14 protein-coding genes and 2 pseudogenes are annotated in these 23984 nt (G+C 41.4%); 11 read left to right on the top strand and 5 right to left on the bottom strand.

Annotation, left to right across the window (positions count from 1 at the left end; all coding sequences use genetic code 11):
• Positions 1–38: 38 nt before the first annotated feature.
• Positions 39–746 (top strand): photosystem II biogenesis protein Psp29, encoded by a 708-nt coding sequence (gene psb29 / locus AC5JL8_RS25925; protein ID WP_495882551.1) that lies wholly within the window; start codon positions 39–41, stop codon positions 744–746.
• A gap of 259 nt (positions 747–1005) precedes the next feature.
• On the opposite strand, the gene AC5JL8_RS25920 is transcribed toward psb29, so the two are convergent.
• Positions 1006–1725 (bottom strand): ExbD/TolR family protein, encoded by a 720-nt coding sequence (locus AC5JL8_RS25920; protein ID WP_495882550.1) that lies wholly within the window; start codon positions 1723–1725, stop codon positions 1006–1008.
• Between the two features lie 49 nt (positions 1726–1774).
• Positions 1775–2530, bottom strand: a complete 756-nt coding sequence (locus AC5JL8_RS25915; RefSeq protein ID WP_495882549.1) for a MotA/TolQ/ExbB proton channel family protein — start codon at positions 2528–2530, stop codon at positions 1775–1777.
• A gap of 215 nt (positions 2531–2745) precedes the next feature.
• On the opposite strand from AC5JL8_RS25915, the gene AC5JL8_RS25910 reads away from it, so the two are divergent.
• Together AC5JL8_RS25910 and AC5JL8_RS25905 are read left to right on the top strand one after the other, a co-directional pair.
• Positions 2746–3060 carry a YkvA family protein gene (locus AC5JL8_RS25910; RefSeq protein ID WP_495882548.1) on the top strand — a complete coding sequence of 105 codons (315 nt, stop codon included), beginning with the start codon at positions 2746–2748 and terminating at the stop codon, positions 3058–3060.
• An 822-nt stretch (positions 3061–3882) separates the two neighbouring features.
• A complete protein-coding gene (locus AC5JL8_RS25905; RefSeq protein ID WP_495882547.1) occupies positions 3883–5622 on the top strand; it encodes a calcium-binding protein in 1740 nt (579 codons plus the stop codon).
• Between the two features lie 168 nt (positions 5623–5790).
• Here AC5JL8_RS25905 and AC5JL8_RS25900 read toward each other — a convergent pair whose 3' ends face one another.
• Positions 5791–8991 (bottom strand): phosphorylase b kinase regulatory subunit alpha/beta, encoded by a 3201-nt coding sequence (locus AC5JL8_RS25900; protein ID WP_495882546.1) that lies wholly within the window; start codon positions 8989–8991, stop codon positions 5791–5793.
• A 365-nt stretch (positions 8992–9356) separates the two neighbouring features.
• Here AC5JL8_RS25900 and AC5JL8_RS25895 point away from each other — a divergent pair, with 365 nt between their 5' ends.
• The 7 genes and pseudogenes from AC5JL8_RS25895 to AC5JL8_RS25865 all read left to right on the top strand — a co-directional run bounded on the left by AC5JL8_RS25895 (position 9357) and on the right by AC5JL8_RS25865 (position 17557).
• A complete protein-coding gene (locus tag AC5JL8_RS25895) occupies positions 9357–9491 on the top strand; it encodes a hypothetical protein (RefSeq protein ID WP_495882545.1) in 135 nt (44 codons plus the stop codon).
• Between the two features lie 1477 nt (positions 9492–10968).
• Positions 10969–12321, top strand: a complete 1353-nt coding sequence (mgtE, locus tag AC5JL8_RS25890) for a magnesium transporter (protein WP_495882544.1) — start codon at positions 10969–10971, stop codon at positions 12319–12321.
• 185 nt (positions 12322–12506) lie between these two features.
• On the top strand, positions 12507–13526 hold the full coding sequence (locus AC5JL8_RS25885; RefSeq protein WP_495882543.1) for an aspartate carbamoyltransferase catalytic subunit: 1020 nt from the start codon (positions 12507–12509) through the stop codon (positions 13524–13526).
• A 151-nt stretch (positions 13527–13677) separates the two neighbouring features.
• Positions 13678–15693, top strand: a complete 2016-nt coding sequence (locus AC5JL8_RS25880) for an ATP-binding protein (protein ID WP_495882542.1) — start codon at positions 13678–13680, stop codon at positions 15691–15693.
• 66 nt (positions 15694–15759) lie between these two features.
• Positions 15760–16014, top strand: a pseudogene (locus AC5JL8_RS25875) (ArsR/SmtB family transcription factor); the annotation flags it as partial.
• 138 nt (positions 16015–16152) lie between these two features.
• Positions 16153–16584, top strand: a pseudogene (locus AC5JL8_RS25870) (Clp protease N-terminal domain-containing protein); the annotation flags it as partial.
• Between the two features lie 529 nt (positions 16585–17113).
• Complete coding sequence (locus AC5JL8_RS25865) at positions 17114–17557, top strand: pentapeptide repeat-containing protein (RefSeq protein WP_495882541.1); 444 nt, start codon at positions 17114–17116, stop codon at positions 17555–17557.
• A 68-nt stretch (positions 17558–17625) separates the two neighbouring features.
• Here the strand turns inward: AC5JL8_RS25865 and AC5JL8_RS25860 are convergent, their stop codons facing one another.
• Complete coding sequence (locus AC5JL8_RS25860) at positions 17626–18966, bottom strand: TldD/PmbA family protein (protein ID WP_495882540.1); 1341 nt, start codon at positions 18964–18966, stop codon at positions 17626–17628.
• Between the two features lie 251 nt (positions 18967–19217).
• A complete protein-coding gene (locus AC5JL8_RS25855; RefSeq protein ID WP_495882539.1) occupies positions 19218–20690 on the bottom strand; it encodes a TldD/PmbA family protein in 1473 nt (490 codons plus the stop codon).
• A 1068-nt stretch (positions 20691–21758) separates the two neighbouring features.
• Between AC5JL8_RS25855 and AC5JL8_RS25850 the strand changes: the two genes are divergently transcribed.
• The gene (locus tag AC5JL8_RS25850; RefSeq protein WP_495882538.1) at positions 21759–23915 is read left to right on the top strand and encodes a Tex family protein; all 2157 of its coding nucleotides are present in this window, start codon (positions 21759–21761) and stop codon (positions 23913–23915) included.
• Positions 23916–23984 lie beyond the last annotated feature (69 nt).

The following is a 23984-nucleotide window of genomic DNA, read 5'->3' as shown; positions in this document are numbered from 1 at the left end:
CGCGAGAATAAAGATACGTCGCCCTTAACATTTTCTTTGTGAATAACGTCCGTACTGTCTCTGATACAAAGCGAACTTTCTACGCTGCTCACACCCGTCCGATAAATACGATTTATCGTCGGGTAGTGGAGGAGTTGATGGTGGAAATGCATCTGCTATCAGTAAATGTTGATTTTAGCTACAATCCAATTTATGCCTTGGGCGTCGTCACGACTTTTGACCGCTTTATGCAAGGCTACCAACCAGAACGCGATAAAGAATCGATTTTTAGCGCTCTATGCCAAGCTGTAGAGCAAGAAGCGCGACGCTACAGGCAGGATGCAGAACGATTGCAAGCGTTAGCTAAAAGTTTGCCAGTCAATGATTTAATTGCATGGCTCAGTCAAACCAGTCAATTAGATCGGGATGCTGATTTGCAAACACAACTGCAAGCGATCGCCAATAATCCTAACTTTAAATACAGCCGCTTGTTTGCAATTGGTTTATTTTCTTTATTGGAACAGTCAGATCCAGAATTAGTCAAAGACGAAAAGCAACGCAACGAAGCTCTGAAAACTATTGCTAAAGGCCTGCACCTATCTGATGAAAAACTCAGCAAGGATTTGGATTTATACCGATCTAACCTGGACAAAATAGCACAAGCACTAGTAGTTATGGCAGATATGCTCTCCGCCGATCGCAAAAAACGCGAACAGCGCAAACAACAATCAACTACTTCAGTTGCACCACCCAGTTCCAATGAATAGTCAAAAGTAGTCAATAGTCAATAGTTGATAATGCTTATACTATCGGCTTAGACTATCGACTGCTGATTGAAGGGTTTTATGTTTATGTCTACCGGATTGTCTAGTACAAGAAGGCAGAAGGTAGTCCCATGCCTTCTCATACAGAGTTGCGTTAATTTTTAAAGGCTTCACCGGATTGATGGGGTGAAAGTTTCTTCATCTCACCCCACCTCTTCAAATCCCTGTGCTTTAATTACTTCCATTAAAAAGCAATTTTGTATTACCTTTTGGGAGCAGGATTAGCTTTTCCTGGCGCTACAGGTTTTTTAGGCGCTGTTGCGTTGGGAACAACAGGAGAAGTCTCAGGATTGGCAGGATAAAGACCTTGCTCTGTTGGAGGTTGAGCAGGAGCAGGTGCTGTAGGGAGAACTGGATTAGGGTTTAAAGGCAAATTTGGATTGAGATTATCTTGAGGATTGATACCAGGCAATGGTGCGGTGTTCGGTACAGGATTAGCACCAGGATTAATGGGGAAAGTTGGTATACCAGGCAGGTTTGAGTTAATGGGTATTTGAGATGGGCCTGGTATAATTCCTAAAGATACGCGATCGCCTCCTACTTGCCGTAGTAAGTCTAATGTTTCGATGACATCGTTGTAAGTTGCAGTCCGCGATGCATTCAGTACTAAAATGCCATTAGGATTTTCTTGGATATACCTTTTTAAAATTGCTGCCAACTGATCTCGTCTAACGATCTGTTTTTCAACATAGGTCTGACCAACAGCATCAATAGTAACAGGCAATATATTACTATTAGCCTGTAATGAAGACGTAGGTGCTGTGCCTGTACTGGCTTTGGGCAAATCAATATTAATTGCTTGTTGCCGAGTAAATTGCAAAGCTGCCAATAGAAAAAATGTCAGGATACAAAAAACGACATCTATTAAGGGAATGAGTTGAATTTGGACTTCTTCAACTGGAGTATGCAAATTAACTTTCATTATCGTACTCTTGATTTATGTATGCCTGGTTCAGGGATTGAATTCTTAACTATTGCTCAGGCTCCAAAGAATCAGGCTCATCTGGAAGTTCAGGTGAACCAGAAAACTTATTTATGCCTCGCTTACGTGGAGGAGTAAAATTTTCCCTCACTGATTCGCGCACAATTATCGATGTATTGCTAAAGTCAGGTGGCGACTGGCGATAGAGTAGTTCTAAATCATTTCCTGCCTTGCGAAAAACTTTGACTTGGTTGACTACAAAACTTTGAAACAAGCGGTAGAATACCAAACTAACGATCGCAACTATTAATCCAGTTGCAGTACTAATTAAGGATTCCCCAATACCAGTAGTCACCCCAGCTGTAGATTCGGTTCCCAAGTCACCGATGCGAATTGATCGCAGAGACTGGATCAAACCTAAAACCGTACCCAACAATCCTAATAGTGGCGCAAGAGCAATTACAGATTCCAAAAGTTTTTCGCCTCGCCGCATTCCAGCCAACTCGTCTTCTGCTGTTGCCTCCAACGCTAATCGAAAGGTTTCCGCATCGTTTTTTTGCAGGCGTAACGGGGCATAGAGAAACCGTCCAATAGGCTGATTAGTTGCTCGTTTGGCAATTACCGCAGCTTCTTGCCAATTATCAATAGCAGCATCTAAAACGCGATCAACTATTTGCTTTTCTTGAGTTAAAATTCGCAGCCAGAACCACAGACGTTCAAAAATCACACTAAAAGATAAGATCGACAGAGCCAGCAAAGGCCACATTGCTGGCCCGCCCTTTTGAAACAAATCTAAAATATCCACTGTTTAAGTCTCCTCCCTCCGCATCTAGAACAACTTTTCTAAAGCATTTTTATTTTAAAGATTAATGCACAATTACCATACTCAAGTGCAAAACACAGATTAGATATTTAGCGATAGATTATGAGTAGCATCTTCCAGACTAACTTGGGCGGTTATTCCCACCGGAAGTTTAAAGGATAATTTGTCAAAATTAAAGATAACTGGAGGATTAAAACATGAATTTCTCAATCCAATCACTTTATACTTGGTATCGCAATTCGCTTCGGAACCCAAAGTACCGTTGGTGGGTAATTTTAGGAACGCTAGTTTATTTGCTTAGTCCAATTGATATTGCCCCAGACTTTATACCCATTGTGGGACAAATTGATGATGTTTTACTTTTGTCCTTACTAGTTAGTGAGGTGTCTGGGCTGGTGATTGAAGGTTGGAAAGCTCGTAAGGGTGTTGCAGACACCAAAGCATCCAATACCTCAGAGGATTCTACTTCTACCAACAAGACAATCGAAGTTGATGCTGTCTCTGTCAAGTAATTTTTTAAACCGAATAAAATTTAACAAACCCCCTACTTTTGCTTGCTGGCGATCGCCGCAGTTCCGAAGTAGGGGATATTTTTTGTCAAGTGTCAAAATTAGCTGCGTTTAATTTCAGTATTTTTCTCTTTACTGTAAATTTCTATTTTCCGTTCTAGGAAATTAAATATTTAGCTCTAAAAATTACTGAATAATCTAAATTTTTATCTATTTATAAATCAGCGATCGCTACTGTATTTTTTAGTAAAAATTAACAATTATTAAATATAAAAATCGTTTCTATATTCAATCTACCTCAGCAATATTACAATAAATGTAATAATTATTACCTGCATATCCAACATTGCGCCAAAATTTTTTAGTACTTATATACACAAAGTTTGTATTTGCTAAGGTCAGAAGTTTTCTCAAGGTCTACATTATTGTTAAAGGCGATACTAATATAAAAAATATAAATTTCTCCAATACGATTGACTACGGTCGTGTAAATATACGTACTTAAAAGCTTAAGTTAGACTAAGCACATAAGCAAGTAAATTGATACGTAAATAATTATATTTACGTATATACACGTTTATAAAATTCAAAAAGTTGGATTATATAATTACTCATATTATTTATTTTCGATAGTGGTAAGTGAATTAGTTGAGCGCTACTTGCAAGCTTACCAACAGATTGAATCGCAGTGAAAAACTAGCGTTGCTCAAAGGTGACAATATGCCGAAAGCGCCAACTTTCGGCCAAGTTTTTGTGCTTAAAAGCAATACCCGTAGGTTGACATTCAAAAATTTCCGAAAAGGTTTATTAAAGCAGGTACAAGTTATGGCAATTTTCAATGGTACTGAAGGTAACGATACCCTTAATGGCTTAACAAGCAAGGATGTACTCTACGGTAACGCAGGCAATGATGCACTCTACGGTAACGCGGGTAACGACACCCTAGATGGCGGTACTGGTAACGACACACTCAAGGGTGGTAAAGGCAATGATACTTATATTGTTGATAGCACTAAGGATGTAGCCAGCGAGGATAATTGCTCAGGTGGCATTGATACTGTTAAATCCTCTGTTGATTGGACGTTGGGTAATCATTTTGAGAACCTGATCCTAATCGGGACAACGGCAGTTAAAGGCTATGGAAATAAGCTGAGTAATATCATTACAGGCAATAGTATCGGTAACGAACTCCGCGGCGGAGATGGTCACGACACCCTCAAAGGTCTTCTGGGGTCAGATACTCTCAATGGAGGTGCAGGAAACGACAAACTTTATGGTGGCGAGGATGATGACTACCTGTCCGACTCTGAAGGAAATAACAGTTTATATGGTGAGGAAGGCAATGATTCCCTAAATGTTGACTTCTCGCTTGGGAACAACCTCTTAGAGGGTGGCTCTGGAGTTAATAGCCTTTCTGCTTCCCATAGCGTTGGCAACAACATCCTCATAGGGGGAGCTGAAGGTGATAGCTTTTATATTTCCGGCTCGTCTGGCAATAACACCCTCAACGGTGGCGGCAGTCCTGATGATGGTATTGATTATTATGTTATTTCCGACTCGTCTGGCAATAACGTTGTGAATGGAGGCGATGGTATCGATAGGATATTAGCCTATCGAGTTACGGGTGCTAACACTCTTAATGGCGGGAATGGAGATGACTACTACTATATCAGCACCCCATCTAATGCCCCCTCTGACTTGGTAACTCAGACAGTAGATGGAGGGACAGGTAAGGATTATTTGGCTGTCAATTACAGCAACTATGCTACCGAGGGAATCACCTCGACCTTTAATCCAATCACTAATGAAGGCTTGATCGTGTCTGGTACAAATCAGGTTAGTTACAGCAATATCGAAGAATTAAGTATTTTTGGTACACCCTACGATGACAATCTTGTAGGGGGCAATGGTGACGATGGACTCTACGCAGATAATGCTGGTAATGATACTCTTTCTGGGGGGGCAGGTAATGATTATCTATCTGCTTACTTTAATTCTGGTAATAAGACCCTCAATGGTGGCGATGGTAACGATTTCATCACTGGAAGTTCTAGCAATGATACCCTTGATGGTGGCAATGATGATGATTACCTCTTTGGCGCTGGGGGCAATGATATCGTGATTGGTGGAAGTGGTAATGATTCCCTACTTGGAGATAGTGGCATTGATAGTCTGACAGGTGGGAGTGGCAATGATATCTTAATTGGTGGAAGTGGTAATGATAGTCTGACTGGTGAAAGTGGCAATGATATCTTTGCCTTTGATAGTTACAATGAAGGCGTTGATACTATTGGGGACTTCAACCCGGCTGATGACCGCATTCAAGTATCATCTACCGGTTTCGGCGGTGGGTTATCAATAGGTTCACTGTTGACTAGTCAATTTACCATTGGTACAGCTGCAACGACGAGCGATCAGCGATTTATTTACAGCAGTCGTACAGGCGCACTGTACTTTGATCAAGATGGCAGCGCTGGTGGATTTACCAAGGTGCAATTCGCACAATTAAGTAGTGGGCTGTCATTAAGCGCAAGCAATTTTGATATTGTACTATCTTTAGGTTAATTACCCATAGTTTCTTTAAACTCTGTTCACCCCTTACTCTGGTCTCTTTTTTTACGGAAGAGTACGGGGTTTTTAAGGGCAGAGTTTTTATATTACTGAAGATTTCTTGAGAAAATTCTCAATTTTTGATGTCAATTTCTTTGATAATTATGACCTTTTGAAAATTTACTATTTCACAAATTCTGTTAGGAATCGAACGGCTTTGAGGATATAACTAGCGCAATCTCTAGGTGATCTATTGTAAAACGATCGCCACGCACTGGCTTTATCTTCATCATAGCGATCGCCTCTCTCTGGATGTGCATCTAACCATGCTAGTCTGACAGCATGACCAATTAATACATCCAATACAATATATTCTTCAATTTGCAGGTTAGGGTTGTTAGTGGCGATCGCACCTAGTTCAATCAAAGCTTCAATATTAACTTGACGATATTCTGGAGCCTCAATTTTATTTAACAGATGCTCGACTAGCAAGGCAAAATTCCTTTCTCCTGCTGTCATTTCTGACAACATCAATTCACTATCTAAACGATTGCGACGCTCTAGCTTATCGCCAATCACTAGACCCTTGCAATGTTTCAGCAATCGCCAAACTTGTTGAAAAAAGTCTTTGGGTACGCGTCCTGTTGCTCCCTCAGCTTGTCGGTAACGTCGCCATCCGCCTACTGGTACTTCGATTTCGGCTTCAATTGGTGGTGCTAATACCCAATCAATATCACTTTCTTTTTGTTTGACGTGCAGTGATTCTTGCTGACGCAATAAGTTACTCATCCCAGCATATTCGGTTAATACTTTTTGCAAGCGTGTTTTCACTTCAAAGGGTGAAAGTTGCATTAAATATTCGTAGGCTTCATCTTGAGTTACACGTAATTCCGTTGCTAATTTGCTGGTAATTAACAAGATGAGATAGCCAACTTTCAGCGTTAGCAGTCCTTGAAACAGTTGGGGTTCTGTTTTGATGAGGATACCAAGATAGATTAAAATCTCTTGAGTCAAGACGCGATCGCGTATATCCTCACGACAGAAATGATTAATCTTCTCAGCAATTTCATTGTGAGACATCGGTACTGCAATCAAAGATGCTTCACTATAAGCTTTACCTACAGAAATTTGCTTACCCCGTACCAAAATACTTGTAACTACATCCGATAAGCCGATATCAACCATCTGACGCAACCCAGCCGCACGCCGCACAATGGCCCAAAGACCTAAATCTCCAGCTTTGGCATATACTTCATTGAGCAGATAGTCTACTGTTACAGGATATCTTGGGCCGCCAAAACCCGTATCAAACTCTAGTCCCTGCAAGCGAGTTAAAGTCTGCAATAACTCGATTTGCTCGTAAATATTCTCTGATGCACGTAAATAAGACAGCAACAACCCCAAGTTCGTTTCGCACTCCATTTGAAATTCTTGGGTATGTTCTAAGGGCCAATTTTTCGCAGGATGATATGCCAAGTAATAGCAATGTAGCGCCGCATTTTTAACTGCTGGTTGCGAAAATTCTTCATCCTGAAGAAAATCAATTCTTTGGATACCAGCTGTTAGCATCAGTTGATTTAATCGCCCTAATTTTACTCGTACACCATTACAAATACCATCTTTAAGTTCTTGCATTAATTCTAATAATGCTTCCGAACCGATTTCTAACATGGTATGCGTTAACATTAAAGTTAGGGTAGGACGACCCAAATCGCTCCAATATTTTTGAATGTAGGCGAGTTCGCTCCTAATTTGATCTAACAAGAAATGATAATCAAGGGTTAAATAAAATTGCTGAGAATCTAAAAATGAAGGTAAAAATACAATTGTCTGGTCACGAATCCGAAAGATTCGGGATGTTGTTAAACTCCGCAACCGTCGCACGGGCCGTCCGGTTAAACCGAGTTTATCGTTGCGTCCAATTTGAGTGTAAATAGCTGAAAGTTCCCCGGCTTTTCTCACCTGAATTGGTTCTAGTTGTTTTGGTGTTTGCGTTTCAATACCGTGAACTTCTAGTTTCTGTTGTAAATCTTCATCTTCTGCTAGCAAGGCAATTTGTACTATTGCTTCTCGGTTTTTTCCTACACACAGGTGTCTTCCCAATGGGTCAATATCGCCAACTGCTAGCAGTCCTTCACTTAACATTTGCCCAAGAAAATATAAACTTTGGGCCCATACTAAAGGAACATTTTCATTAGGTAAACGTGGCTGACTCTGGGGTGCTAACTTTTCTGCCTCTATGTTTTCTTCTGCAACGTAATAAAGTTCTGGTAATAGACGCAAACCATCACGTTCTACAAGTAATGGTTCTAAACGTTCTTGGTAGTTTTTAACTTTTTCTTGATCGCCACAAAATAACCCATCTAGAACTAAATAAGTAAAAAATAAAGGCCATTCGCACTCAATATGCTCAAACTGCTTCAGTTCCCAAGGTTCGTAATGTAAACGTTGGGTATCTTCTAAAACAGTTTGATGTCCATCTCTGAGGAAACGCTTACAGCCGTATTTACCTTGGAGTTTGTTAATAATATCGTTAAGAGTGCGATCGCGTAACTGTAAATCTTCTACTGCAAAGGCAGGATAACTAATAATACTCAACAGGGCGGCATCAATTTCTTTTGACCCAGATTCTCTTGGCAATAAGGATTCTAAAGTAATTCGGGCACGGGCGATTTCATCTGGCAAAACATGAATAACTGATGTTTGACTCCCACGCACACCAAACAAATCCAGCCCATTGATAGCTTCTAAGGCGGCTTTTGCCATGCCTACAGAACTAGCATTTAACTCGGCATTACCACGATTAATTTTGTTACCGCGTTCCCAAATGCCGTAATCTGGTGTACGATAAGCTCGCCCAATGTAGTAAACCAAATTTTGGACGAAATTCACCTCATCAATTGTATAAATTATTTGTAATCCTGAAGCGGTCATTTGCGCCAACATCAGTAAAAATATGGATGTGGCATCAAGTTGCAAATGTCCCCATTCATCATCGCCTACTACAATATCACCAGTAGCAGTATTGTATTTAGCGTGTAAACCATCTAATGGTGACTGAGTATCTTTAAATCGCTCTACTTTAGCTGCTTGTCGCATCATTGCAAACAGCAAACCGCGCATCAGCTTGATCACACTGTGTTCTAGTTCATAAGTGTGTCCCTTATCTTCATCAATCTTGCGGTATGCAAGTGCTAAACCCCAAACTGCCAAAATGCTATAAACGTTGTCTCGCACCCAAGCATCTGTATAATCGCCGTGGGCGGTTATAGCTGTACTCGCAGGTAGCAAACCAGTAATTGGATTCTGACGCGTAAGGATGATTGTCTTAATTTGCTGGTAGTAGTTCTCCAGGCGAGGGTGCAATTCAGTGGCCGTTTTCATGATTTTATTTCAGCAACTTGCGGAACTCGACCCTTTAGCTGTGAACTGAAAGATGTCAGCCAAGCCAGAACTTGTTCTGTAATCGGCGAGGATATTACAGCTTAGGGCAGTGTAGGTTTCTTATTATCTCTTGTTCGTCGTCCTCTGGTTAGAGGATTGCTAGTGAACCATAGGTTAAATTTAAAACTTGTTCAAATCTTTATTTTTACATAGGTCTACTTATAGATATCTTTAATTTTTTTAAATAGTTCTAAAGTATGATCATTGATCACTCAAAAGACGCAATGATACTCAATAAAAAATTGAGTAAATTAAAGGTATTGAAACCTCTTAACACAACTAACTAATGAAGGGAGGGATTAATTATGTCTCTGCGTTATAACCAAAATAATGCTCCTTTAGTGAAAGTGGTTTACTCTCAAATTAAAGTGAATGGCAAAATTGAACTGGTACCATTAGAGCTATACGCTGATGGTTCGCTCAAGCGATGTATTAGTTAAAATTCAAAATCAATAGTAAGGTTGAGTATGGGCATGGGAATAAGCAAAAATTTACCTCCCATGCTCCCAAGCCAATTAAATTTTTTAAGCTATAAAAACTTAGATTATAAATCTGCATTTATCCTGTTTGAATAGCCTTAATTTTAGATAAGACTGGTGGAATCATTTCAGATTTCGTTCAACTAATATAGCGATCTTCGTAAGCTGTCATCAGAGGATGTCTGAGAAGTATTAAATATTTCGTTTGATCCCCCCTAGCCCCCCTTTACAAGGGGGGAAATATATCAAAGTCCCCCTTTACAAGGAGGATTTAGGGGGATCTATAAGTTTCAAATACAACATCAAAAAGTTTTCAGACATCCTCTCAAGCAATGACATATTTTTGACGCAACTTTACCTTTAGGGCTTATGTAAATATGCGCTCAGATTGTTTTTTTTGAATAAAATATTGCCAACAAACCTAAAATATGATTTTTCAATATTTCCTAGTTTTGAAGCATAACTTAAAGATTTAACCCGGTCTGACATCTGCTTTATTGCTGAGATTACGTCATAACTAGTTGTGAATAGTCGTAATATTTCTGTTTCAATTAGCTATAAAGTAGGAGATTAGTTTTAATAAACGTAAAGAATTGCTATCTTGTTACGTAAGCAATATATTTGCTAATTATGATAATTTAGCTAGGTATTCATATTTACTTTGCTAATTTGATCAAAACGCCAGGAAAACTAACTTCATCTCAGTGGAGGTCAATTTTAAGCTTTTTCTGATTTTGCCCCCTAAAGCATAAGTATAGAGAAACTTGTTGCTTGTTGTCTCTAAGATTAAAAAGTTGTTTTGCTCAAAGGGCTAGTAAAATACTACTTAATATTTTGTCAGGATAAAATATTAAAAATCGCCTTAAATTTGTTAATAGCATACTCAATCAAGGTGTATTGAGAAGTTGCTATAAACTCACCCAACAGATAATCCGAGTCTAAATTCAATTAATCTAACAGCTTAATAACCATCTCATGAAGCTGAAGCTGGTCTTTTATGGAATTAGTGGGACTGAAACTACTAGTAATGCAGAATTAGGTTATTAATTTTAGGTGAGATTACACAAACTTGTGTTGCGTTAAAAGATAAATTCTACTACTTTAGTTGTAAATATTTTAACTGTGTAAAGTTTACTAGGAAATTCTATTATTAGCTTGACACAGATGGTGGCAGTAGTAGAATCTACTCTTATTAAACGAAACATCAGGGGAATGACTTAGTTACTTGTGTGGAAGGTGATAGTTGCAGCACACTGTACTCTGCATCTACCGCATAAAACCATTCCGGGTTAGGATTATAACTTAGCGATGCCTAATTGGATATCGATATTGAGTTGTTGAATTTTATGGACCATAGTCCACAAGATGGCAGTATTAACCTCCTCTAAGCTGGTGAGGCAGTCTCCCAGCGCGGGGGAGACCATAGGAGGGAGGTATTATGCTCATGCAAGATGTTCGCAATTCACTTGGTGAGGTTGCTGACTTAAACCAACTCAAATGGGATTTGAATAATTTACAACCCGTTGATGTTGGCGAGTACATAACAGAATTACCCAAAAATCAGCGCGCGATCGCATTTCGGCTGCTCAACAAACCTCAAGCAATTGATGTTTTTGAATATCTACCTACTGATGTACAGGAAGAATTGATCAACTCTCTGCATGATGTGCAAGTAGTGCAACTTGTAGAAGCAATGAGTCCTGATGAACGAGCAGTATTATTTGACGAATTACCTGCTGGGGTAATCAAAAGGCTATTGCAGGAATTGAGTCCAGAACAAAGGCAAGCAACAGCAACAATTCTTGGTTATCCCGAAGGCACAGCTGGACGTGTAATGACAACAGAATATGTGCGGTTGCGAGAAGGATTAACTGTAGGCGAAGCCTTGAGCAAAATCCGCCGTCAGGACGAAGATAAAGAGACAATTTACTATGCATACGTCACAGATGATAACCGCACTTTGGTGAGAGTGGTTTCACTGCGCCAATTGTTGTTTACCTTTCCCGATGTCTTAATTAGAGATATTGCCAGCGATCGCGTCATTAAAGTCAGAACTGAAACTTCCCAAGAAGAAGTTGCTCAAATTATGAAGCGCTATGACTTAATCGCTATCCCTGTGGTTGACCGGGAAGACCGATTGGTTGGCATCATCACAATTGATGATGTAATGGATATTTTGGAGGAAGAAGCAACAGAAGATATTCAAAAATTAGCGGGTGTCAGTGGCGATGAAGCAGCTTTATCTTCTCCGCAAATCACTATTCGCAAACGCTTGCCTTGGCTATTAGGAATTATGGCATTGTATATTGGCGCAGCCAGCGCGATCGCTCCTTTCCAATCTGTAATTGCCGCAGTGCCAGTTTTAGCTGTGATCATGCCGATTTTCTCTAATACTGGTGGTACTGTCGGGATTCAAGCATTAACGGTAACAATCCGGGGTTTGGGTGTTGGTGAAGTTACACCTAAAGACACTCTCAAAATACTCCGTAAAGAACTTTTTGCAGGGTTAGGCACAGCGTTAGCTTTATCCATTACCATGATTATGCTTTCGTTGATTTGGGCGCAACCTCAAGAACGCTGGGTAGCTTTAGTTGCAGGGCTTGTAATGGCAACCAATACAATTGTGGCTGTTACGCTTGGCACTTTACTGCCAATGGGTTTGAAGCGGTTGAAGCTAGATCCCGCCTTAGTTAGTGGGCCGTTAGTAACGACAATGTTAGATACGATTGGGTTTTTAACGTTCCTATCTCTAATTTCTCTGGCTTTGAAAGTCTTGCATTTACCAACTTAAGTTTCTTCCTGAAGTTAATCTAAAAACTAGTATTTTTTACTCAAAACTCAGGACTCAGAACTCAGCACTTTTTTAAGTCAGCTATTTTGATAGAAGGCAGCTGGTATCATTAGCTCTGCATATGTAAATTAAAAGGCCTAGAGATTACTCAGTCGTGTCTCTACGTAAAACATTGATAGCTATTTATGCCTACTGCTACCTGGAATCGCCATCACATTCTCTCCCTCGCAGACTTTTCTGCTGTTGAATACGATGCTGTTTTGCAAACTGCTGCCAGTTTTCAAGAAGTACTATCACGGCGGACAAAGAAAGTACCAACCTTGCAGGGACAGGTGGTGGCGAATTTATTTTTTGAATCGTCTACCCGCACTCGTAGCAGTTTTGAACTCGCTGCTAAACGCCTAAGTGCGGATACGCTGAACTTTGCCGCAGCAACTTCTTCTATGACGAAGGGAGAAACAATTCTCGATACGGCAAAGACTTATTTAGCGATGGGAACTGATATTATGGTGATTCGCCATCGGGAAGCAGGAGTACCGAATGCGATCGCTCAGGAAATGGATCGTCTGGGTGTAAGGGTGTGTGTTCTGAATGCTGGCGATGGTCAACATGAGCATCCTTCCCAAGCACTGCTAGACTTATTTACCATCTGTACTCTCATTGACCCAACTCGCCCCCGCATAGAATTATTAAAAGGTAAAAAGATTGCGATTGTTGGGGATATTCTGCATTCTCGTGTAGCGCGATCGAATATTTGGAGTTTAACTGCAAGTGGTGCAGAAGTGCATTTAGCAGCGCCACCAACTCTCTTACCCAAATTATTTGCCGAGTATTTCTCTGAAGAGACAGCAGGAGAATTTCAGCCCTCAATCCCCAAGCGTCAGTTATTTTTACATTGGCAGCTTGAACCTGCATTGCGTGATGCAGATTTTGTGATGACTTTGCGCCTGCAAAAGGAACGCATGACTGCTCATTTGCTGCCCAGTTTACGAGAATATCATCAATTATTTGGCATTACACGCGCTAAACTGCAACTTTGCAAGCCTAACGTCAAAGTTTTGCATCCAGGCCCAGTCAACCGTGGTGTCGAAATTAGCTCTGATTTGATGGATGACCCAGAATTTAGCCTCATTCAAGCCCAAGTTACTAGTGGTGTAGCTGTACGCATGGCATTGCTGTATTTGATTGGTAGTGGCAAAGTTTAAGGAATTCTACAAAAAATTACCTTAGTTACAGTCGCCAGAGGTCATCTACCATATTCACATTGCAACAATTAGTTAGACTTCATATATTGAGCGACTTAGTGGTGCGAAACCTCCAAGACTATAAGGGCTATTTCAAGTATCCGTTGACTGTATGCCTATTCAACCGAATTCAGGTGGAAACGAAACGAATTGGCTGTCCGCGCATAGTACCTTTTCCAGCGGTGGAGAAATGGGTGCGCTCATGCGTACTATCGACTGGGGTAAAACTCCTGTTGGCCCTGTTGAGAGTTGGCCTGGGAGTTTAAAGACTGCCATCCGCATCCTGCTTGAATGTCGGCTGCCCATGTACATTGCTTGGGGGAAAGAATTCACACAGTTTTATAACGATGCTTATCGTCCGATTCTAGGTAATAAGCACCCGGCAGCTATGGGGATTAGTGCCCAGGAAACCTGGATAGAAATTTGGAACACGATAGGCCCTATGTGGGCAGAAGTGTGGCAAGGCAAGTCATTTGGGTTTGATAATTTCAAGCTTACTATTGAGCGCTTTGGCTATCGAGAGGATTGCTACTTCAATTTTTCTTATAGTCCTGTTCCAGATGATGTCGGTAACGTCGCCGGAGTTTTAGTCACGTTTATTGAGACTACCCAAACAGTCCTCACCCAGAAACAGTTGCAAGCTAATGCGGATCAGCTAGCGCGAATTTTTGAAAATGCACCCGTTGGTATTACCGTATTGCGAGGACTCGAGCTCGTCTATGAGTTTGCTAATGACCGTTATTTAGAATTGGTCGATCATAGACCCGTTATGGGTAAGCCACTCCGCGTAGCTTTACCTGAACTTGCTGGTCAGGGCATCTATGAACTGCTAGAGCAAGCATACACAACGGGTATACCATACGTCGGCAGACCGCAGATGATGTTGTATCGCGGACAGCCACCGACGCTTCAGGAGTGTTCTTTCGAGGTAGTTTATCAGCCGCTTGCGGATGAGCAAGGAAAGATAGACGGCATCGTTGTGATTGCCTTTGAGGTCACAGAAATCGTCAATGCAAAGCGTGAGGCTGAGTTGGCAAACCGAGCTAAAGACGAATTCCTGGCGATGCTCGGACACGAACTGAGAAATCCACTTGCACCGATAGTGACCGCCTTAAACCTGATGCGACGGCGGGGTATCTTGGAGGTGGACAAGGAACGTACAGTTATTGAGCGGCAAGTGCGCCACCTTGTCGGTCTGGTTGACGATCTACTTGATGTATCGCGCCTAGCGCAGGGCAAACTCACGCTCAAGAAGGAACGCTTTGAATTAGCCCAGGCAATTGCGGCAGCGGTCGAGCAATGCAGCCCCTTGCTTGAACAACAGCACCACAAGCTCAATATCCAGGTTGCTAGCACGGGTCTAATTGTTGAAGCAGATCCTAGACGATTGGCGCAAGTCATTGCCAACTTGCTTAATAATGCCGCCAAGTATACCGAGCCAGGTGGGGACATTGCGATCGCAGCCGCGTCCGTCAAAGACGAAGTATTGCTGCGCGTGAGCGATACTGGCAAGGGTATTCCCCCCGATCTCCTGCCCAGAGTATTCGATGTGTTTTACCAGGAGCAGCAATCTTTTGATAGATCACAGGGAGGTCTCGGCCTGGGGCTGGCGATCGTGAAAAATCTTGTGGCGCTACATGGAGGGCGAGTATCGGCAGCAAGTGCGGGCAGAGGCTGTGGCAGCGAATTCACGGTCTGGCTGCCCTTAGCGGCTGAAGCTTTGCATAACGAGGAAAAGCTTGAAACAATCTGTAATCCAACCCAACACAATCAACGCCGTATATTAATCGTTGATGACAATGTGGATGGAGCCGAGATGCTGGCGACCTTACTTAGTTTTTATGGTCATATAATCCGAGTTGCCCACGACGGGCCGGAAGGTCTTGAAGCTGCGCGGTCTTTTCTCCCAGATATCGCAGTCCTCGATATTGGACTCCCCGCGATGGATGGCTATGAACTCGCTCGCCGCATCCGACAGTTGCCAGGGTTGAGTGAGATCAGACTTTTGGCGGTCAGCGGGTACGGCCAGCAAGAAGACCGCAAGCGTTCCCGTGAGGCTGGCTTCGATGTGCATTTGGTCAAGCCAGTCGATATTGATGAGTTAAACGCCAGCTTGTCCGAGGAGTAACCTTGAGTAGAAGCCCGTTTGTCATTCTCTTATTGACAAAATATTTATTTCGATTATTCTAGAAATATGGCAGTAAATCATGAAGATACGGCTCGTTATGCAGATATCTTTGCTGCACTAGGGTCGGAGCCACGGCTGGAAATTATGCGGTTGCTGTTTGCAGCTTATCCAGAGGGAATGATTGTAGGGGAGATTCAGGAAAAGCTAAAGATTCCGAACTCAACCTTATCGCACCATTTAGAAAAGCTACGGATTGAGGGGTTAGTTAATAGCCGAAAAGAGAAGCAATTTTTGTGGTACTCAGCGAATGCGGAGACTATGGAAGATTTGCTGGCTTTTTTATACACAGGAAGAACTAAAGGCGATCGCTCCCTTGATCCGATCAATAATACTTATACGGGGGAAGGCTTTATGTTTGAAAGATTTTTTGAGTCCATCTTAGATAGACTATTGGGATTTATGCCTCAAAGATTTTATCTGAGAGGTTATGAAAAATTCACTCAAAAAGCCATTACAGTCATCACTTTGGCTCAAGGAGAATCTCGTCGTCTAGGACATAAATATCTTGGAACAGAACAACTGTTGCTGGGACTGTTAGCTGAAGGTAATAGTATTGCATCACAATTTCTCGGCTCTGTAGGTGTGAACTTAGAAACCGCTCAGATTGAAGTGCAAAAAATTATCGGTAGAGGTAAAGGATTAACGCCTGTGGATATTCCCTTCACATCAAGAGCCAAGCGGGTCTTAGAACTATCGGTAGAAGAGTCTCAGCAGTTAGGACATAACGAAATTGGTACAGAGCATCTATTATTAGGTATCCTCGGCGAAGGAGCGGGAGCTATAGAACAGGGAGTAGCAATTAAAGTTTTGCAAAATCTTAGCGTAGATATAATTTCACTGGAACAACGACTGCGAACAGCTTTAACTTAGAATGATGGGCTATTTTGGCTTCGTGCAGAGGTATTTATCTCTGCCATACATCCTATCTATATGCTTTTTACTCCAAAATTTATAACTTTTGGTTTTACAAAAAAAATCTCAAGGTAGATATTTAATTTTTACTGAGATAGATATTTAATCTTTAACTTTTAAGTTTTAATAGCAACTTTCGCTTTCTAACCAAAAAATTTCTGTTATACAAAGTATCGAATTCCCTTGTTATAACTCAGTTAGGAGTACTTAGAACTAACTTAATTCGTGAATTCCCCCGATTGTATGAGGACAGGATTCTGAAATTTGCGACAATGGAATTGTAGAAGTAAATTAGATCGGTGCAAATAAATATAAATATCCAAAGTCAAGAATTTGCAACCCAAAGTCCCTATTTGAATAGTGTTTGACTATCGGCTAGTGAATCATTGCTTGGATTTTTGTCAACCTACTTAGTCAATAACTTCTAAAAGTTTGGGAGAGAATAAATATGAAACCGATATTTTTGACAGCAGCCGCTTTACTCAGTACGCTATCTTTAGCTGTTTCTATTCCCACTCAAGCTGCTGAAAACCAAGCGCAAGTAAAGCGCTTACTAGAAACTAGAGTATGTTCTGGATGTGATTTAAGAGGTGTAAATCTCAGCGGCGCTCACTTAATTGGTGCTGATTTGAGAAATGCTAATTTAAAAGGTGCTAATTTAAAAGGCGCTAATTTAGAAGGTGCTGATTTAGAAGGTGCTAATTTGGAGGCTGCTAATTTAACAGATGTCTTAGCCAGTGGTACTACCTTCAATAATGCTAATCTTACTAATGCTAATTTAAGCGATGCTAATTTACATAACGCTCAAGTAGATGGTGCCGTGATGATTGGAACCAATCTCAGTGGTGCTGATGGATTTGATATCAATCTTGGTGTTGGCGGTGGAGAATGAGAGTCAAGAGTTATGAATTAGGAGTTTATAAGTGAAAACTCTAATTTATAACTCCTAACTCTTAAGTTTTATTCCCCAGTAATCGATAGTTCATTAACCCAGATTCTCGGACAAACTCCTCCTGGTGTTAACTCTACTTCTTTTTCTACACAGATAATCGACTTGAGGAGTTCTAGGAAATCGCCAGCAACTGTTGCTGATTCAATACTCGTCTTGACACCTTTGTTAATCAACCAACCATCAAAGGGTAAAGAAAACGAGCCTTGCAAAGCCTTAACTCCGGCATGGAGAGCTTGTAAATCATCAATCAAAATTACATTTTCAGCAGTTTCCAAACTTAATTCTTGTTCAGGATCTGCGGCTCTGAAGACATGATAAAAGTTAGGGCTAATACTGACTTTTGCGCCAATACTTGCATTCCCTGTTGGCTGGGTATTCATTCGTTTGGCAGTTCCTGCACTGTGAAGAAAGCTGCTTAACACACCTTTTTCAATTAAGGAAACCTGACGCGTAGGAGTTCCTTCACCATCAAATGTTTCTGCACCTACGTTAGCTGGATGTAGTGCATCATCAACTACTGAAAGGAGAGGGGAAGCAATTTGCTTACCTAAATCACCAGGAGTAGATAAGCTTTGGTTATCCAGAATACTTTGAGCATTGAACAAATTAGAAAAAGCACCCAAGAGACTTAAGAAAGCTTCTGGTGAGAACACAACTAAATATTTGCCAGTCTTGACTTTTTCATAGTTCAAGTGGCTGATGGTTTTCTCAGCAGTTTCTTGGATACAAGCGTTAATATCTAGATTATCTAAACTGCGGTTAATTCTAAAAGCGCCAGCACTACGCGGTTTTTTCCCTTCTTCTTCAGTTTTGCTGTAAAGATATACCGATGCTAAAGAGTGAGATTCTGTTCTAACTGCACCCTCACTATTAAGATAAAATCGATCAATATCTCGTTGCGCCAAGCCGTTGTAAGGAACTCCTTTAATCGCTGGGTGTGCTGATAGTAGTTCTTTTTCAGCTACTATTAACTTTTCTATGAGTTCAGCAACAGGTGCTTGGGGTGCTTTATCGTGAGGGATATTAGGGATAGGAATAGTCGCTTCCGGACTAAAATCGGGAACATTTTCTTTTACACCAAAAAAACTAGCTTCGTAAGCAGTTTTCAAAGCTAATTCTAATCCCTTGGGGTCTACATCTGTGGTGCTGGTCACACCCATTGTATTGTCTTCATTCCAGACCCGAACTGTAACACCAGAGCGATTAGAGGCTTTAACTTGTTTTGGCTCACCTTGATCTACTTGTACGCTAGTTTCATCTACCGTTGAGCCATAAATGTCAAATTTCTTAATGCCAAGCTTGTCAGCATTATCCTTGGCATAACTGGCAATTTCTTGGATATTTGGCATAGTTAATTTTGGATTTTGGATTTTAAACTGCTGATGGGTGCAGATGAATGCGGATGGATAATATCTTTATCTGTGGCTCTAATAAATTGTTATTACTCCTGTCTCACTGCAAGAATACCTCAATTTTTCTCTGACGAACCGCAAAGACGAGCCAGTGCGTTGGGCGGCTCCGCCGACTTGAAGCAACTGGCGTGCAAAGGACACGAAGAAGAGAAGAAATAAGTAATTTTATAGCGAGAAAGGAGTAGCTGTTAGCGTCCGCCTACGGTAATAGAATCAACCTTGATATGTGGTTGTCCTACTGTGGTGTAGATACTGCCACTGACGGAACCACAGAATCCTGGTGCAAGTTCTAAATCTTGAGAACACATGGAAATTTTATTCATAATTTCCTTAGCTTCACCAATTAGAATTGCTCCTTTTAAAGGCTTGGTAATTTTGCCATTTTCAATCAAGTAAGCTTCATCCACACCAAAGTTAAATTGACCTGTAGCACCAACACTACCACCGCCCATTTTTTTGCAGTAAATACCTTTATCAATGGAGGCAAATAAATCATCAATGCTGTATTCACCGGAATCGATATAAGTATTACGCATCCGGCTAGCAGCAGCAAAGGTATAATTTTGGCGGCGTCCACTGCCTGTTCTGGGGTGTCCGGTGCGCCAAGAACCAGTTCTGTCTGCTAAAAAGTTCTTGAGAACGCCTTTTTCAATCAATAGGGTTCTTTGAGCAGGCATACCTTCGTCATCCATGTCAATTGTCCCGAAGGCATTCTCGGCTCGTCCTTCATCCCAAGCTGTGAGGCTTTCGTGGGCAATTTTCTCGCCTTTTTTATCAGCAAAGGGAGAAGTATTACGTTCAATTTGAGTAGTTTCTAAAAGGTGTCCGCAAGCTTCGTGGAAGATTACCCCGCCAAAGTGATTGGCCATGATAATGGGATAAGTACCTGACTCTACATAATCTGCGTAGAGCATCTTACCAGCGGATTCGGCTATGTGTTCGGCAGCTTGTTGATAATCCCAGGTTCTGAGGAAGTTGGCATCGCTAGTATTGCCAGCACGTTCACCGATGGATGCACGATTAGCCCCATCTGCACAGAGAAGGTTAAATCCTACTGACTGAGTGAGGCGAATGTCACGGGCAAAAGTACCATCGCTGGCGGCGACTAAAACTTCTTGCCAATCCCGGAAATAGGTAGCACGGCGGGATTGCACATGGCTGGCTTTTCTCTGCAATTGGGCAGTACCATCAAGTAGGACTTCTCCCATTTCTCTGATGGAGCTACACACAGGTAACCAACCATCTTTACCTCTTTTTGTGGCGTAGTCTCTCAGTAATTCTAGATTGATTTCTGGGATGAAAGCGTTAGGTGCAGGTAATTGCAATCCTAAGATAGAAAGACCTTTTTCTAAGGCTGCTTTCAACCCGGAAAATGAAAGGTTATTGGTGCTGACGTAGCAATCGGCTTTGCCGCGAAATACTCTAACTCCCGCACCTGTAGCTAGGCTTGGTGAAATACTGGTAATAGCGTCATCCTCGGCAAGGCAACTGATATAGTTGCGACGCTCTAAATAAAATTCGATGAAGTCGGCTCCAGCGGCACGTCCTAGCCCTAGAAGGGTAGCCAAAGGAGCTTCCCAAGTATCATCGAATCGTTCCGATGTGGAGGAGTATTGCAGGGTGGGGAGTTGATTTGAGAGAAGTAGCGTACTTGTAAGCATGGATAGCCTCGTCTGCTGGCGTATTCAGAGATTTGACTGAAAAATCCTGGTGTGTTTAGTCTAACAAATCGGTGAAAGCCGCAGTCCGCAGTTGGGCTGTAGGGGTTTCCTCACCTGGAAATTTTAAACCCTGACTCTAAGTAACAGTGGTAACAAAACTTAGATAGCGATCGCCATCATGCACAAGTAGAGATAAAATATAGGTTACTAATATAATGAACTAGTTTGTATTCAAAAATTGCGCGATCGCAAACTCTAAGGAGATTCGTAGCTACGAATATGATCGCTAATCCTCAGCCAAAACCTAGAAGGGTAATTATTTAGGAGATATTTTCTAATCGCTATAAATTTTGAAGGGAGCGATCGCCTTTGGCGCTGCGCTCCGCGCAATCGCTGTTGCTTAAAAGATGTACCTTAACAATTTTAATAAAACTGTTTCCAAATGTCTTTGACCTGAATACGTAGGTTTGGCAACAATACTTAACCTATGTTTGGTAGATGACACATCAATACCTACGTATAGCTAGTTCGTCAAAGTTGCGCTCAGAAAAACATTAATTCGGCACAGCGAATCTCATCTGGTTTTTCATAGTTGTTTCCTGACAGCATTAGTAATTGGCATTGATTATTTTGCCAACAGTTTATTAGTAGTGAAAAGCACAACAATTAACAGTAATGACTGGATCTGCCACGGTGCTAAAATTAAACTCAAAATGAAGCAGACACATCCAAAAACACCAGCGATGTATGCTATTTCGTCAGTAGTTTGTTTAACTAAATAGCCAGTTATTAAAGCTGTACAAAGTGGAACTAAAAAAAACAAAGCCATTCTAACTAACCTCTGAAATCAGAGTTATAACGTTGCTATAAACAGATGCAAACTGTTTTGGGCATTGTAGTTAATTTTACATCCCAGTTGGAACTACTCACAACGGGCTATGTAGAATAACGGTAGTAAAAATCAAGATTTTATAATCATCTGGTAAATTAGCTTAACACTTTACGCTTGCATTGGGATAAGGATTTAGCATATTACCTTGAGAGTAACGTTTTCAACTTAGTCACCCGATGCTGAACATTGCTCAACTACTGGCAACTGAATTAGACCTCAAACCTTATCAGGTGCAAAATGCGCTGGAACTTTTCGCTGAGGGTGCGACAATTCCTTTTATCGCACGTTACCGTAAAGAGCGCACCGGCGAAATGGATGAAGTCCAGCTACGCGACCTATCCGATAGGTATACCTACTTAAGCGAACTGGAAGAGCGAAAAGCAACGATTATAAAGGCGATCGCTACACAAGGTAAACTCACTGATGAACTCAATGAGAAAATCACATCCTGTTTACAAAAAACTGAGCTTGAGGATTTATACTTACCCTATCGACCAAAGCGGCGTACTCGCGCTACAATCGCCAGAGAAAAAGGATTAGAACCACTGGCAGAGTTTATCAAGTCGCTAAATGTCAAAAGTCCTGGATCGGCTTCATTAGAGGCGGAAGCAGCCAAGTATATTTCAGATCAAGGAGTCAAGTCTTCAGAAGAGGCGCTGAAAGGTGCTGCTGACATCTTAGCGGAGGAAGTGGCAGAAACAGCAGAGCTACGTGCATATATCCGCGATTATCTTTTAGAGTCGGGGGTATTCATCTCTCGGATTAAAGATGAACATCCTGAAGGAACGACGAAATTTGAGATGTACCGCAACTATCAAGCTAAGGTGAAAAGCATTGCACCCCATAATATTTTGGCCTTGTGTCGCGGTGAAGCGGAGGGAGTGTTAACCTTTGAAATTGCTTTTGATGAGGATGTCGTACTTTCCTATTTAGAGTCCCAAGAAATTAAAACCAAAGTCCGCGCTATTCGAGATTTTTATCAAGCAATGCTGAAGGATGCATTTAACCGCTTGATGAAAACTTCTCTGATGGGGGAGGTAATTGCTGAGAAGAAAACCTACGCTGATTTTGAATCCATCAAAACCTTTGAAACTAATTTGCGGGAGTTGCTACTATCTGCACCTGCAGGTATGAAACCAACCTTGGCAATAGATCCTGGGTTTAGAACTGGGTGTAAAGTAGCAGTAATCGACCAAACAGGGAAATTTTTAGAATACCAGGCGGTATTTCCCCACCAAGCGGCTGAACAACGCACTAAAGCTGCACAAACAATCAAAAATCTGATTGAAAAGTACAAAATTGAGTTAATTGCTATTGGTAACGGTACAGCTTCCCGCGAGACTGAAGAGTTTGTCTCGCAAGTACTACAAGCTATAGAACGCAAACCGACAAAGGTAATGGTAAATGAGTCTGGTGCATCTATATATTCTGCCAGCAAAGTTGCATTGGAAGAGTTTCCCGATTTAGATATTACCGTGCGCGGTGCGATTAGTATTGGTCGCCGTTTGCAAGATCCCCTAGCGGAACTGGTGAAAATCGATCCCAAATCAATTGGCGTGGGACAATACCAGCATGACGTTGACCAAAAGTTGCTGAAGAAAAAGTTGGATGAAACTGTAGAAAGCTGCGTCAACTATGTAGGTGTGGATTTGAACACCGCTTCTAAGGAACTTTTGACCTTTGTTTCGGGAATTACACCAACAGTTGCCAATAACATTGTTGCCTATCGGAACCAGTACGGAGCTTTTAAAAATCGTCGTCAACTCTTAAAAGTACCGAAGTTGGGGCCAAAAGCGTTTGAACAAGCAGCCGGTTTTCTGCGGATTCGCAACGGTGAAAATCCTTTAGATAATACCGCAGTGCATCCAGAAAGTTACTCTTTAGTAGAAGCGATCGCATCCGATTTAAGTGTGCCATTAAATCAGGTGACACAAATTGCCGAAAAACTTAAAAAGACCAACTTGAAAAAATATGTCACCGATAGCGTAGGCGAACCCACACTGCGCGACATCCTCAGCGAACTAGAAAAACCAGGCAGAGATCCCCGTGCTGAGTTTAAATATGCCACCTTCAAAGAGGGAATTACAGAAATTAAGGATTTGCAGGTAGGAATGGAATTAGAAGGTATCATCACGAACGTCGCCAACTTCGGTGCATTTGTTGATATTGGTGTGCATCAGGATGGCTTAGTACATATCTCCCAACTTGCTGACAGATTTGTAGATGATCCAAAGAAAATTGTTAAAGTTGGGCAAGTCGTGAAGGTACGGGTACTAGAAATTAATGAGAAGCTGAAGCGGATTAGTTTGTCGATGAAATCACTTAGACAGTAAATATAATGTCTTCACTCTGCAAAAGAGGCGACTATAGAAACAAAGCCTGCGTAGGTAGGCTTTGCTCAT

The organism is Mojavia sp., from assembly GCF_059505145.1.
The sequence above is the reverse complement of the archived record's forward strand: the minus strand, read 5'-3'. Positions and strand labels throughout refer to the sequence as shown.